General features: G+C 56.7%; 11 protein-coding genes. 6 read left to right on the top strand and 5 right to left on the bottom strand.

Annotated features, from left to right (window positions below; all coding sequences use genetic code 11):
* Positions 1–82: 82 nt before the first annotated feature.
* Positions 83–2,185 (bottom strand): TonB-dependent siderophore receptor, encoded by a 2,103-nt coding sequence (locus tag SK50_RS15130; protein WP_017693271.1) that lies wholly within the window; start codon positions 2,183–2,185, stop codon positions 83–85.
* A gap of 160 nt (positions 2,186–2,345) precedes the next feature.
* Here SK50_RS15130 and SK50_RS15135 point away from each other — a divergent pair, with 160 nt between their 5' ends.
* Positions 2,346–3,077 (top strand): flagellar brake protein YcgR, encoded by a 732-nt coding sequence (locus SK50_RS15135; protein ID WP_017384309.1) that lies wholly within the window; start codon positions 2,346–2,348, stop codon positions 3,075–3,077.
* Positions 3,078–3,114: 37 nt separating this feature from the next.
* Here the strand turns inward: SK50_RS15135 and emtA are convergent, their stop codons facing one another.
* Positions 3,115–3,726, bottom strand: a complete 612-nt coding sequence (gene emtA, locus SK50_RS15140) for a membrane-bound lytic murein transglycosylase EmtA (RefSeq protein WP_017384310.1) — start codon at positions 3,724–3,726, stop codon at positions 3,115–3,117.
* Positions 3,727–3,833: 107 nt separating this feature from the next.
* Here emtA and ldcA point away from each other — a divergent pair, with 107 nt between their 5' ends.
* Together ldcA and SK50_RS15150 are read left to right on the top strand one after the other, a co-directional pair.
* A complete protein-coding gene (ldcA, locus tag SK50_RS15145) occupies positions 3,834–4,748 on the top strand; it encodes a muramoyltetrapeptide carboxypeptidase (protein ID WP_015570320.1) in 915 nt (304 codons plus the stop codon).
* Positions 4,749–4,845: 97 nt separating this feature from the next.
* Positions 4,846–6,579 carry a potassium/proton antiporter gene (locus tag SK50_RS15150; protein WP_017693270.1) on the top strand — a complete coding sequence of 578 codons (1,734 nt, stop codon included), beginning with the start codon at positions 4,846–4,848 and terminating at the stop codon, positions 6,577–6,579.
* A gap of 94 nt (positions 6,580–6,673) precedes the next feature.
* Here the strand turns inward: SK50_RS15150 and dadX are convergent, their stop codons facing one another.
* A complete protein-coding gene (gene dadX / locus SK50_RS15155) occupies positions 6,674–7,744 on the bottom strand; it encodes a catabolic alanine racemase DadX (RefSeq protein ID WP_015570318.1) in 1,071 nt (356 codons plus the stop codon).
* A 9-nt stretch (positions 7,745–7,753) separates the two neighbouring features.
* On the bottom strand, positions 7,754–9,052 hold the full coding sequence (locus SK50_RS15160; protein WP_015570317.1) for a D-amino acid dehydrogenase: 1,299 nt from the start codon (positions 9,050–9,052) through the stop codon (positions 7,754–7,756).
* A 321-nt stretch (positions 9,053–9,373) separates the two neighbouring features.
* Between SK50_RS15160 and SK50_RS15170 the strand changes: the two genes are divergently transcribed.
* On the top strand, positions 9,374–10,906 hold the full coding sequence (locus tag SK50_RS15170; protein ID WP_017384314.1) for a SpoVR family protein: 1,533 nt from the start codon (positions 9,374–9,376) through the stop codon (positions 10,904–10,906).
* Between the two features lie 109 nt (positions 10,907–11,015).
* Here SK50_RS15170 and fadR read toward each other — a convergent pair whose 3' ends face one another.
* Positions 11,016–11,735: a fatty acid metabolism transcriptional regulator FadR gene (gene fadR / locus SK50_RS15175; RefSeq protein ID WP_015570315.1), complete on the bottom strand. Its 720-nt coding sequence runs from the start codon at positions 11,733–11,735 to the stop codon at positions 11,016–11,018.
* 201 nt (positions 11,736–11,936) lie between these two features.
* Here fadR and nhaB point away from each other — a divergent pair, with 201 nt between their 5' ends.
* Positions 11,937–13,475, top strand: coding sequence for a Na(+)/H(+) antiporter NhaB (nhaB, locus tag SK50_RS15180; RefSeq protein WP_017693269.1), 1,539 nt, complete (start codon positions 11,937–11,939; stop codon positions 13,473–13,475).
* 46 nt (positions 13,476–13,521) lie between these two features.
* Positions 13,522–14,052, top strand: coding sequence for a disulfide bond formation protein DsbB (gene dsbB, locus SK50_RS15185; protein ID WP_048229619.1), 531 nt, complete (start codon positions 13,522–13,524; stop codon positions 14,050–14,052).
* The last annotated feature ends 55 nt before the right edge of the window (positions 14,053–14,107 follow it).

The raw sequence follows: 14,107 nt of genomic DNA on the forward strand, positions 1-14,107 counted from the left end.
ACCCTGCCCCTCTCCCCGGTGGGGCGAGGGGATGGTTCCGTGCAATAGATTGGCCCGGTAGCGAAGCGCCACCGGGCTTTTTTCAGAAGCTGTAACTCGCCCCGACCTGGAACGTGCGGTCACGGCCTATCCAGCAGTTGGTCGCGTCATAGCAGGTGAGCGTCTCTTTGTTGGTGACGTTCTGCGCGCTCGCTTTCAGCGTCAGCCCCTCCAGCGATGGCGCCAGCTCGCCCATGCGGTAGGATGCCGCCAGATCGTACTGCGTCGTACCGCCCAGCTTGCCTGCGTCGTTGGCTGGCGAGATCTCCATCGGCCCGGTGTAGCGTGCCCCTGCCCCCAGCGTTAACCCTCTCAGCGGTGTGCTGTCAAAGGTGTAATCTCCCCACAGATTAAAGGCGTTCTCAGGGACCTGCGTCGGTCGTTTGCCCTGGTATTTGTCATCTTCGGTATTGATGGCGTGGGTGTAGGCATAGTTGGCAATCAGCGTCAGGTTATCCGTTGGACGACTCATAGCGGAAAGCTCCGCACCTTTCGATTCCACTTCCCCGGTCTGGCGATAGTTGAGGAAGCCCGGATCGCTGGTCACCACATTTTTCTGACGAATGTTAAACACCGAGGCGGTGAAGGTGGTTGCGTATTCCGCCAGCAGGTATTTCACCCCACCCTCCACCTGCTTGCTGGTGGTGGGCTTAACGTCTTTCGCGGTCAGCGTGCCCTGCGGCGATACCGGGGCGAACCCTTCCGAATAGCTGATAAACGGCGAGAGACCATTGTCGAAGGCATAAAGCGCGCCCAGTCGCTTGGTGAGGCGATCCTGCGATACCCAGGCTTTGTCACCGTTTTGCAGATAGTTGGTGGTGACAGAACGGTAGTCGTCATAGCGCAGGCTGGCCAGCACGTTCAGCCCGCCAAACGCAATCTGATCCTGGAGGTAATAGCCATTCTGCTGATAGCTGAGACGGTTTTTCTGCGCGGTTTCAAGCCCCAGCGCATCGTTATCGATCTGCGAGTGATCCGGATTACGCATATCGATACCCGGTGTGGACGAGGCGTAACGATAATGGAAGTGAGAGTTCAGCTTCTGGTAGTCAAAGCCCGCCAGCAGATGATGTTTCCAGTCCCCCAGCGCGACGGTTCGGGTGACCTGGTTATCAATGTTGAAGCTCTGTAAATCTTCATCCGTGGTATAGGCGAAGCGGTTAAGCTGGTAGACCTCGCTGCCCGTCCCGGTTGAATAGGCGCTGCGCTGGTGGGTGTCCACGTCAAAGTAGCGCGCTTTCTGATTAAAGCCCCAGCCACTGTCAAACTCGTGCTCAAAGCTGTAGCCCAGCATCCACTGGCGCTGCTTAAAGCCGCTCCACTCATCCCCGGCATAGTCACGACGATCGGCGTATTTAGACCGCAGATAGCTAAGCGGCATCGGATCAGACGGCGTCAGGCTCGGCGTATTTTGCGCCAGCGCGTCAATGGTCAGGCGCGTTTTGTCATCCGGCTGCCAGGTCACGGAGGGGGCCACCAGATAGTTTTCATAGCGCGTGGTGTGCGCCTGTTCGTCACTCTCTGTCGCTTTACCCAGCAGGCGATAGTTCCAGTCGCTGGTCGCAATCTGCCCCGTGGAGTCCAGGTACCCCTCTTTCAGATTGCGGTTTCCGGTGTTAAAGCCCAGTTCTGTTTTCGCCTCTTTCTGCGGCTTTTTACTCTGAATATTGACCAGCCCGCCCGGGGAGCCGCCGCCATACAGCACGGATGACGGCCCCTTCAGGATATCGACGCTCTCAATCAGCAGCGGATCGATTCGCGCTTTGGTGTTCCCGGTGACGTTATAGGGAAGTTGCAGGCCGTTGTAGAACTCCTGCTCGACGTTGAACCCGCGGATTTTGTACTCGCTCATGTAAGAGGTGCTCCCGCGCACCTCCGTGGAAACGCCCGGCGCATAGCGCAGGATCTCGTTTACCGAACTGGCGTGCCGCTGCTCAATCTCTTTAGCGGCGATGGTGTTGATCACCTGGGGCGTTTTACTTTCCGCGACGGCTGATTTCGTGGCGCTGTTGGTCCAGGCAGGGAGCGCGCTGCCCTGCTCTGTACCGGTCACCACGATGGTGGGTTCTTCTGCAAAAGCCTGTGTTTGCAATGCCAGCGTGACGGCGCCTGCCAACGCGCATAACGCAAAACGTGAGGTGCTCATAGTGTCGTCTTGTTATTAGATGGTATTGGGAACGCCAATTATTATCATTTCCATTAGCAAATCAATATCGGCGGAGAAAAACAGATCGTTTGTATTAAGTTTCATGCCAGCGTGCCGATAACCCAGAGACAGTCTGTCATCTATCGAGGAGCCATCTGGCGTGAGTAGCTACAGTGAGCAGTTCCTGAAACAAAATCCGCTGGCTGTATTAGGGGTGTTACGCGACCTGAAAAAGGGCGAGGTGCCGCTGCGCATCAACTGGTCAACCAGCCAGTTTATCAGCAAGATCCTGGACGTGACGGCAGAACACCTGATCGTGGATCTGGGTAGCCAGAGCGAAGAAAACCGTGCCGCGCTCCAGGCAGAAAACCTCTCGGTGATGGCCGAAACGCAGGGGGCTAAAGTCGAGTTTATACTGCCCCGCCTGACCACGATCGCGTACCAGGGTTTGCCTGCGTTTATCGCTCCCCTGCCCGCTAACCTCTGGTTCGTGCAACGCCGCGAGTTTTTTCGCATCAGCGCCCCGCTTCACCCGGCCTATTTCTGTAAGGCAAAAATGCCGGACAAAAAAGAGATCCGCTTTCGTCTCTTCGACCTGTCACTGGGCGGGATGGGCGCGTTAATGGATACGCCGAAGCCGGAAGGACTGGTGGAAGGCATGCGTTTTAGTCAGATTGAGCTGGATATGGGCGGATGGGGACGCTTCTGGTTTGACGCCCAGCTGATTGCCATCAGCGAGCGTAAGGTGGTGGACAGCAAAAACGAAACCATTACCACGCCGCGACTGAGCTTTCGCTTTCTGAATGTCGGGCCAGGCGCCGAACGCGAACTACAGCGCATCATCTTCTCACTGGAGCGTGAAGCGCGGGAACGCGCGAACAAAGTGCGCTGAAAGGCGTCGGGCAGCATACTGCCGCCCGACAAAGGCGTTACATGGCGTCCATCGCTTTCTGTACTTTCCAGATATAACGTGGAGCCTGTGCTGACGGATGATTCTTCACCACGTGCTCGAAGAATTCATCTTTATCCATATCGTTAATCTCTTCTATCGCCTCTTTGCGATCGGATGAGAAGGTTCGGAGCAGCGCGCCGGCTCCGTTAACGTACGACACCACCAGCGCATATTGCATCACTTCCGGATCGTCAATCCCCTTCAGAATGCCATGCTCGAGAATGCTCAGGTAAGCGGTTCCCATAGAGATATTACGTTCCGGGTTTTTCAGCTCGCTGGTGGATGGCTGTCCCTTCCAGCCCATGTAGCGATAGACCTCTCTTCCCGCCGTCGAGGCTTTTAACTGCATCAGCCCCACCGCATTCGATTTACTCACCAGCGTCGGGTTGCCGCCGGACTCCACGGCAATGATCGCCGTGATCAGACGCGGGCTCACGCCCCAGGCCTTCCCGGCTTGTTCGCTGATCGGCATCCACTGCATGGCCCGCTTTACCGGCACTTCAGGGTTCCAGGGGGGATTTTGATAATCATGTTTTGAACTACAGCCAGCGAGCAGCACAATCAAAAAAGCAAACCATCTCAATTTCACGTCATCTATCCTTATAGCCGGTCATCGCGGTACGTCGCCCCTTGAAGCAGGCGGCGTATAAGCGGCATGATATAGACAATTAGATTCTCATTCAGCAAGGAATTGCCATGCCTCAGTTTCATCTCATCGCACCGTCAGGCTACTGCATCAACCAGGAGGCGGCACAGCGGGGCGTTCAGCGCCTGCTGGAAATGGGCCATCAGGTAAAAAATCAGACAATTATCCCCCGCCGCATGCAGCGTTTTGCCGGTACCGAGGCGCAGAGACTGAGTGATATCAACAACCTGGCGACGCTGGAAGGTGAAAACACTATTGTGCTGGCCGTGCGCGGCGGCTATGGCGCAAGCCGGCTGCTGGAGAGCGTCGACTGGGCCGGGCTGGCCGCGCGCCAGCAGCAGGATCCGCTGTTAATCTGCGGACACAGCGATTTCACGGCGATCCAGCTCGGCCTGCTTGCGTTGCATAACGTCATTACCTTTAGCGGCCCGATGCTGGCCGGCAACTTTGGTGCGCCGGAGCTGGATGCGTTTACGCAGGACCATTTCTGGCGCGCCCTGCAAAACCCGACGTTCACCATCGAGTGGCAAGGCAATGGACCGCACTGGGAATGTGAAGGACAGCTGTGGGGCGGCAACCTCGCGATGCTGGTGTCGCTGATTGGAACGCCGTGGCTGCCGCAGATCACGGACGGCATACTGGTGCTGGAAGATATCAACGAACACCCGTTCCGCGTCGAACGTATGCTGTTGCAGCTGTATCACGCCGGGATCCTGGATCGGCAGTCGGCCATTGTGCTGGGCAGTTTTAGTGGTTCAGCCCCCAACGATTACGATGCGGGCTATTCCCTGGAGACGATGATTGATTTCATTCGTTCCCGGCTGGATATCCCGGTGATCGCCGGTCTGGATTTCGGCCATGAGCAGCAAACCGTTACCCTGCCGCTGGGTGCCCAGGCGCACCTTGTACACGATAATTCAGGCAGTCGGTTAACAATCAGCGGTCATCCGGTCTTAAAGGCATAAAAAAGCCGTTATTCCCCCTCAATAAAACGCAGTTAACGTTGTTATTATGTTAGGGTTTTAATAACAGCGTTCACATTGAGGTGGGAGTAAGACGACATTGGGTGCCACAGCGATAATCAGTCTCTTCATTCTGGGTTCCATCCTGGTAACCTTTAGCATTTTATTAAGTTCATTTTCATCGCGTCTTGGCATACCTATTCTTGTCATTTTCCTGGCTATCGGCATGCTTGCCGGGATCGACGGTATCGGCGGTATCCCCTTCGATAATTACCCTTTCGCCTATATGGTGAGTAACCTCGCGCTGGCGGTGATTCTGCTGGACGGCGGAATGCGCACCCAGGCAAGTTCGTTTCGCGTTGCCTTAGGCCCGGCGCTGTCTCTGGCGACCGTCGGCGTGCTGATCACCTCCGGCCTGACCGGCATGATGGCGGCCTGGCTGTTTAACCTCGATATAATGGAAGGCCTGCTGATTGGCGCGATTGTCGGCTCTACCGATGCGGCGGCGGTTTTCTCACTGCTCGGCGGCAAGGGGCTGAACGAACGCGTTGGCTCCACGCTTGAGATTGAATCCGGCAGTAACGATCCGATGGCGGTGTTCCTGACCATCACCCTGATTGAGATGATCCAGCAGCACGAAACCGGCCTGAGCTGGATGTTCGCCTGGCACATCCTCCAGCAGTTTGGCCTCGGGATTATCATTGGTCTCGGCGGCGGTTACCTGTTACAGCAGACGATCAACCGTATTACGCTGCCTTCCGGCCTTTACCCGCTGCTGGCCCTGAGCGGTGGGATCCTGATCTTTGCCGTCACCACCGCGCTGGACGGCAGCGGTATTCTGGCGGTTTACCTTTGCGGTTTCCTGTTGGGCAACCGACCGATTCGCAACCGTCACGCCATTTTGCAGAACTTCGACGGCCTGGCCTGGCTGGCGCAGATTGCCATGTTCCTGGTGCTGGGCCTGCTGGTGACGCCGTCGGACCTGCTGCCTATCGCCGTACCGGCGCTGCTTTTGTCGGCCTGGATGATCTTCTTCGCCCGTCCGCTGTCGGTGTTTGCCGGGCTGCTGCCGTTCCGCGGGTTTAACCTGCGTGAGCGGATATTTATCAGTTGGGTGGGGCTGCGCGGCGCGGTGCCGATTATTCTGGCCGTGTTCCCGATGATGGCCGGGCTGGACAACGCCCGTCTGTTTTTCAACGTCGCCTTCTTCGTGGTGCTGGTGTCGCTGCTGTTCCAGGGGACGTCGCTGGGCTGGGCGGCGAAAAAAGCCAAAGTGGTGGTACCGCCCATTGGCTGGCCGGTCTCCCGCGTGGGGCTGGATATTCACCCTGAGAATCCCTGGGAACAGTTTGTCTACCAGCTAAGCGCCGATAAGTGGTGCGTGGGCGCGTCCCTGCGCGATCTGCATATGCCCGCTGAAACGCGCATTGCCGCCCTGTTCCGGGATAACGCCCTGCTTCACCCGACCGGCAGCACGCGGCTGCGTGAGAACGATATCCTCTGCGTGATTGGCCGCGAGCGCGACCTGCCGGCCCTCGGCAAGCTGTTCAGCCAGTCGCCCCCGGTGGCGCTGGATCAGCGTTTCTTCGGCGATTTTATCCTCGAAGCCAGCGCCCGCTTTGCGGATGTGGCGCTGATTTATGGCCTGGAAGGTGGACTGGAGAATCGCGATAACCAGCAAACCCTGGGTGAGATTATTCAGCAATTATTAGGGGCTGCGCCGGTCGTCGGTGACCAGGTGGAGTTTGCCGGGATGATCTGGACGGTAGCGGAGAAAGAAGATAACGCGGTGCGCAAAGTCGGCGTAAGGCCGATGGAGGAGGAGGCGGAGTAGCTGCTTTTTTGCCGGGTGGCGGCTTCGCCTTACCCGGCCTACAAAACCCCGAACGTAGGCCGGGTAAGCGCTAGCGCCACCCGGCACACACAAGTTACACCGTCACAACAGGCACTCTTGGCGCCAGAGCGCACATCAGTTCATACCCGACGGTGCCCGCCGCAGCGGCCACATCATCAATTTTAACCTCGTTGCCCCACAGCTCAACCGGCGATCCGATGCCCGCCTGGGGACACGGCGTCAAATCGATGGCCAGCATGTCCATGGAGACGGTACCTACCGTGCCGGTGCGCACGCCATCGACCCACACCGGCGTGCCGCTCGGGGCGATGCGCGGATAACCATCTGCATAGCCCCCCGCCACGATACCGATGCGCTGTTCACCTGCTGCCCGATAGCGGCTGCCATAGCCCACCGTATCGCCCGCTTTAAGGGTTTGCACGCCGATAATCTCGCTTCGTAACGTCATCACCGGCTTCAGGCCGCTGTTGGCAATATCCTGCCACTGACCTGAGGGTGACGCGCCGTACAAAACGATCCCTGGACGTACCCAGTTGTAGTGCGCCTCGGGATGCCAGAGCGTTGCCGCTGAGTTCGACAGCGAGCGCGGACAGTCCAGACCTTCTGCCGCCTGCTCAATGCGGACCATGGCATCGGCAATGCCGTCCGGCTTTTCCGCATCGGCGAAGTGCGCCATCAGCGTCATCTCACCGACGTTTTTCAGCGCACGAAGCTGCTGCCAGACCGTATGCACCCGTTCAGGCTGGAAGCCCAGACGGTTCATCCCGCTGTTCACTTTGAGATAGAGATCCAGCGGGGCATGCAGCTTCGCGTCCTGGATGGCCTTGATCTGCCAGTTACTGTGAACGCTGGTCGTCAGGCGGTACTTATCCAGCAGAGGCAGATCCTGCGCATGAAAGAATCCTTCCAGCAGCAGGATCGGTCCTTTCCAGCCGCGCTCGCGCAGCAGGATGGCCTCTTCCAGATTCAGCAAGGCAAAACCATCGGTGCCGCCGAGCGCACTCCAGATACGGTCGATACCATGACCGTAGGCGTTGGCTTTCACCACCGACCAGACACGAGAACCCGGCGCAGCACGGCGAACAATTTGCAGGTTATCCTTCAGCGCCTGCAAATCCAGCTGGGCCAGAATGGGACGGGACATGACGACTCCTTAATTATGCGCGCCGTGCAGGTGTTGTGGACGCGATGGGGTAAACCCTGATTGATAGCGTGCGGCGCTCAAATCGTCAAACGGAATTGCCGGCGTCCTTCCGGAGATCAGGTCGCTCAGCAGCTGGCCCGAACCGCAGGCCATGGTCCAGCCAAGCGTGCCGTGGCCGGTGTTAGTCCACAGATTTTTGTATGGTGTACGGCCCACAATCGGCGTGCCGTCCGGGGTCATTGGGCGCAGGCCGGTCCAGAATGTCGCCTGCTCAATGAAGCCGCCGCGCGGGAAGAGATCGCCCACGACCATCTCCAGCGTTTCACGACGCGGTTTGAGCAGCTCGGTATTGAAGCCCACGATTTCCGCCATGCCCCCGACGCGGATCCGGTTATCGAAGCGGGTGATGGCGATTTTGTAGGTTTCATCAAGAATGGTCGAGACCGGCGCGCCGCTGTCCTCTTTCACCGGGATGGTCAGGGAGTAGCCTTTCAGCGGATAGACCGGGATATCCAGGATGCCTTTCAGCATCGCGGTTGAGTAGGAGCCAAACGCCATCACGTAGGCATCGGCTTTAATTACCTCTTCCCCACACTTCACGCCGTAAATCTTCTCCCCTTCCGACAGCAGTTTGTCGACAGAAGTATTGAAGCGGAATTTCACCCCGGCCTGCTCACACATGCGCGCCAGACGCTGGGTGAAAAGCTGGCAGTCGCCGGTTTCATCGTTCGGTAAACGCAGACCGCCCGTCAGCTTGTGCGCGACCTCGGCAAGCGCTGGCTCCACCTGCGCCAGCTGGCTGGCTTCCAGCAGCTGATACGGTACGCCAGCATCTTCAAGCACGGCGATATCGCGGGTCGCGTTTTCGTACTGTTGCGCGGTACGGAACAGCTGAAGCGTGCCGCCCTGACGCCCTTCATATTCAATGCCCGTTGAGGCACGCAGCGCCTTCAGGCAGTCGCGGCTGTATTCCGCCAGCCGCACCATACGCCCCTTGTTTTCCATATAGTGGCGGGTGTCGCAGTTGCGCAGCATCTGCCACATCCATTTAAGCTGGAACTGCGTGCCGTCAAGACTTATCGCCAACGGCGCATGTCGCTGAAACATCCATTTGATCGCCTTCAGCGGAACGCCCGGGGCCGCCCACGGCGCAGCGTAGCCCGGAGAGATTTGCCCCGCATTCGCCGCACTGGTTTCCAGCGCCGGACCGGATTCGCGATCGATAACGGTAACCTCATGTCCCGCCTGACTCAAATACCAGGCGCTGGTTACGCCAACGACACCACTTCCCAGTATGACAACACGCATAGCCACTCCATTATGAGCAAAAGAACAATCATCTAATTACAGATTGATAACCTAGTTGAAAATATTATTCAACATATGACTTTTTTATGGTGACTCAACTCACATATCCCGCTGTATCAGGGGATGGCGCTTATTTGGGATCTCCTGCTGCGCGTTATTTTTAACCAGTAGAAAATTCTGTGAGCACCGCTTTATTTGCCGTATCGAAAACGCGAAATCGCAAAGAAAAAATTTCTGCGCCCCGCGTATTTGAATGGGGTGATCTATGCTTGAAAGGAGGCTCTCCAGTCAGAGAGAGCGACCAACAACGAGGGCGCGCTAATGGCTACACTAGATTCCATGTCCAGGGACAGCACCCGTCTGAGCGATGGACCCGACTGGACCTTCGAGTTGCTGGATGTCTACCTGGCGGAGATCGACCGGGTGGCCAAACTCTATCGTCTGGATACCTATCCCCATCAGATTGAAGTCATCACCTCGGAACAGATGATGGACGCTTACTCCAGCGTCGGGATGCCAATTAACTATCCGCACTGGTCGTTTGGCAAAAAATTCATTGAAACAGAGCGGCTGTATAAGCACGGGCAGCAGGGACTGGCGTATGAAATCGTCATTAACTCTAACCCGTGTATTGCCTATCTGATGGAGGAGAACACCATTACCATGCAGGCGCTGGTGATGGCGCACGCCTGCTATGGACATAACTCGTTCTTCAAAAATAACTATCTGTTCCGCAGCTGGACGGACGCCAGCTCCATCGTCGATTACCTGATCTTCGCCCGCAAATACATTACCGACTGCGAAGAGCGCTACGGCGTGGACGAGGTGGAGAAGCTGCTGGACTCCTGCCACGCGCTGATGAACTACGGCGTTGATCGTTATAAGCGTCCGCAGAAGATCTCATTGCAGGAAGAGAAAGCCCGGCAGAAGAGCCGCGAGGAGTATCTGCAAAGCCAGGTGAATATGCTGTGGCGCACCCTGCCGAAACGTGAAGAGGAGAAAACCGTCGCCGAGGCGCGTCGCTACCCTTCCGAGCCGCAGGAAAACCTGCTCTACTTTATGGAGAAAAACGCCCCACTGCTGGAGCCGTGGCAGCGTGAGATCCTGCGCATCGTGCGCAAGGTGAGCCAGTATTTCTATCCGCAGAAGCAGACCCAGGTGATGAACGAAGGCTGGGCGACCTTCTGGCACTACACCATTCTTAACCACCTGTACGACGAAGGAAAAGTCACCGAGCGGTTTATGATGGAGTTTCTGCACAGCCACACCAACGTGGTATTCCAGCCGGCATATAACAGCCCGTGGTACAGCGGCATTAACCCGTACGCGCTCGGCTTTGCCATGTTCCAGGATATCAAGCGTATTTGTCAGTCGCCCACCGAAGAGGACAAATACTGGTTCCCGGATATTGCCGGTTCCGACTGGCTGGAAACGCTGCACTTCGCGATGCGTGATTTTAAGGATGAGAGCTTTATCAGCCAGTTCATGTCGCCGAAGATCATGCGTGATTTCCGCTTCTTCACCGTACTGGATGATGACCGCAACAACTACCTGGAGATCTCCGCGATCCACAACGAAGAGGGCTATCGCGAGATCCGCTCGCGCCTGTCATCCCAGTACAACCTGAGTAATCTTGAACCGAACATTCAGGTCTGGAACGTGGATCTGCGCGGCGACCGCTCCCTGACGTTGCGCTATATTCCGCACAACCGCGCGCCGCTGGACAAGGGGCGTAAGGAAGTGCTGAAGCATGTGCATCGCCTGTGGGGATTTGACGTGTTGCTGGAGCAGCAGAACGAAGATGGCAGCGTGGAGCTGCTGGACCGGTGTCCGGCGCGGTTGAATACGCTGTAGTTTGTTGCCGGGTGGCGGCTACGCCTTACCCGGCCTACGGGTTTTGTAGGCCCGGTAAGCAAAGCGCCACCGGGCGAAAAAAAACCTCTCAATCGAGAGGTTTTTTATTTTAGCGACTCTGAATCGCTAAATCACCCGGCAGCGTTTTCTGCATCCGATGCCAGATTTCACCGGAGTCGTGGCCGTAACGACGCACCGTTTCATAGACCTGATCGTGCAGCCCTTCGGTGCAGAGTTTGCTCAGTTTATGGTAGAAGCCGAGCGCCAGGCTGCGGGCTTCAGGGTTAGCAAAATAGTGACGACCAATGCGCGTATATAACCCTTTCATTCCATTCAGGATCAGACCGTAAACCGGATTGCCGGAAGCAAACGCCAGACCGCGGAACACATTGTAATCCAGGGTCGCAAAGGCATCCGCGTGGTCTTCCACCTCATTAGCGGTGGCAAGCACTTTCAGCGCATCTTCAGGATGCTGACGAAACGCGGTGCGGATGAAAATGGTGGCGATGTTGGTGCGCACGGAAAGCAGATTATCAATCAGCTGCGGTACGCTTTCGTGGTCGAGACGCGCCAGCGTTTCCAGAATGTTCAGCCCGGACGTTTCCCAGAAGTTGTTCACCTTAGTGGGTTTGCCATGCTGTATCGTCAACCAGCCATCGCGCGCCAGACGCTGGAGCACTTCTCGCAGCGTGGTACGGGTGACGCCAATCAGTTCAGAGAGTTCGCGTTCAGCAGGTAGAATTGATCCCGCAGGGAAACGATTATTCCAGATGCTTTCAATGATGTACTCTTCCGCGAAACCCGCCGGGCTCTGCGCCTTAATGACCATAGTGAGATTTCCATTACACAGCTTTAGCAAATTGCACTCATCATACCAGAGGCGCGCAGAGGCAGATAGCGCAGCAGAGACAGAAAAGAGGGATCGCCGTTTCATTTTTATGAAATTTACAAATGGCTTAATCCCCCGCTCTGCCGCCATTTTTGCGTATACTGATGTCTTGTCTTATTTGACGGGTAAAGGACGTCTGTCGTGGAAATTTCATTTGGGCGCGCGCTGTGGCGCAACTTTTTAGGTCAGTCACCTGACTGGTACAAACTTACTTTACTGGTATTCCTGGTCGTTAATCCCGTTATCTTTTTGCTGGATCCCTTCGTTGCCGGGTGGATGTTGGTCGCCGAGTTTATCTTTACCCTGGCGATGGCGCTGAAGTGCTATCCGCTGTTGCCCGGCGGGCTGCTGGCGCTGGAAGCCGTGGTCATTGGAATGACCAGCGCGGAGCATGTTAAAAACGAGATAGCGTCGAATCTTGAAGTCCTGCTGCTGCTGATCTTCATGGTGGCGGGGATCTACTTTATGAAGCAGCTTCTGCTGTTTATCTTCACCCGTTTGCTGCTGAGCATTCCGTCGAAAACGCTGCTTTCGCTGGCGTTTTGCCTCGCCGCGGCCTTCCTCTCTGCCTTCCTGGATGCGCTGACGGTCGTTGCGGTGGTGATCAGCGTCGCCGTCGGCTTTTACGGGATTTACCACCGGGTGGCCTCGTCTCGTCCTGGCGATAACTTGCAGGACGACAGCCATGTTGAGGCGCACAACCGCGATGTGCTGGAACAGTTCCGCGCGTTTCTGCGCAGCCTGATGATGCATGCGGGCGTGGGGACGGCGCTGGGCGGCGTGATGACCATGGTCGGGGAGCCGCAAAACCTGATTATCGCCAAAGCGGCTGAATGGCATTTTGGCGAATTTTTCCTGCGCATGGCGCCCGTCAGCGTGCCCGTGCTGGTCTGCGGGTTAGCCACCTGTGTGCTGGTCGAAAAATTCAACCTCTTTGGGTATGGCGCGAAGTTGCCCGATCAGGTCCGCCAGGAGCTGCATAAGTTTGACGAGCAGAGCCGCAAACAACGCACGCGCCAGGAGACGCTGCGCCTGATTGCACAGGGTTTCATCGGCGTGTGGCTTATCGCTGCGCTGGCCTTCCACCTTGCCGAGGTGGGGCTGATTGGCCTGTCGGTAATTATCCTTGCAACCAGCCTGGGCGGCGTTACGGACGAACATGCTATCGGAAAAGCCTTTACCGAAGCGCTGCCGTTTACCGCCCTGCTGGCGGTGTTTTTCGCGGTCGTGGCGGTGATTATTGACCAACATCTGTTCGCGCCGATCATCGCGTTTGTGCTTCAGGCTACGCCAGATTCGCAGCTAACGCTGTTCTATTTGTTTAACGGTCTGTTGTCCTCTATATCCGATAACGTCTTTGTCGGGACGGTATACATCAATGAGGCCAAAGCCGCGATGGAGCAAGGGATTGTCAGCAGTGAACAGTTCGAGCTGCTGGCGGTGGCGATCAACACCGGAACCAACCTCCCCTCCGTGGCAACCCCGAACGGTCAGGCGGCATTCCTCTTCCTGCTGACCTCGGCGCTGGCACCACTCATACGACTTTCTTATGGAAGAATGGTCTGGATGGCGCTGCCGTATACGCTGGTGCTTACCCTGGTTGGTTTGCTGTGCATCAAAATTACTCTCGTTCCCTGTACGCAATGGTTATTGCAAGCAGGTATACTTGCGGCGCATTAAAATTCGTTTACACTGCGCTGTCTAAGCATGTTCCAGGGAAATGATTATGTTGCGATTTTTGAACCAGTGCTCACGCGGTCGCGGAGCGTGGTTGTTGATGGCCCTGACCGCCTTTGCGCTGGAAGTGGTCGCGCTGTGGTTTCAGCATGTGATGGGGCTGAAACCTTGCGTACTGTGTATTTATGAGCGTTGTGCTCTGTTCGGCATTATGGGCGCGGGTCTGGTAGGTGCGATTGCACCCAAATCACCGTTACGCTATGCGGCAATTGCCATCTGGCTATACAGCGCCGGGAAAGGGATTGCGCTTGCCTGGGAGCACACCCAGATGCAGCTTCACCCGTCGCCGTTTATGACCTGCGATTTTGCCGCCCGCTTCCCGAGCTGGCTGCCGCTGGATAAATGGCTGCCGCAGGTGTTTGTGGCCTCCGGTGACTGCTCTGTACGCCAGTGGGAGTTCCTGACGCTGGAGATGCCGCAGTGGCTGGTGGGCATTTTTGTCGCCTACTTTGTGGTGGCGCTGCTGGTGCTGATTGCCCAGCCGTTCAAACCAAAGAAACGCGATCTTTTTGGAAGGTAAAAGCAAAACGGCAACGTCAGTTTTGTTGGTCGGGTAAGCGCAGCGCCACCCGACA

The sequence above is a fragment of the Enterobacter sp. BWH64 genome (assembly GCF_001037645.1).
Taxonomy (GTDB): Bacteria; Pseudomonadota; Gammaproteobacteria; order Enterobacterales; family Enterobacteriaceae; genus Enterobacter; species Enterobacter hormaechei_C.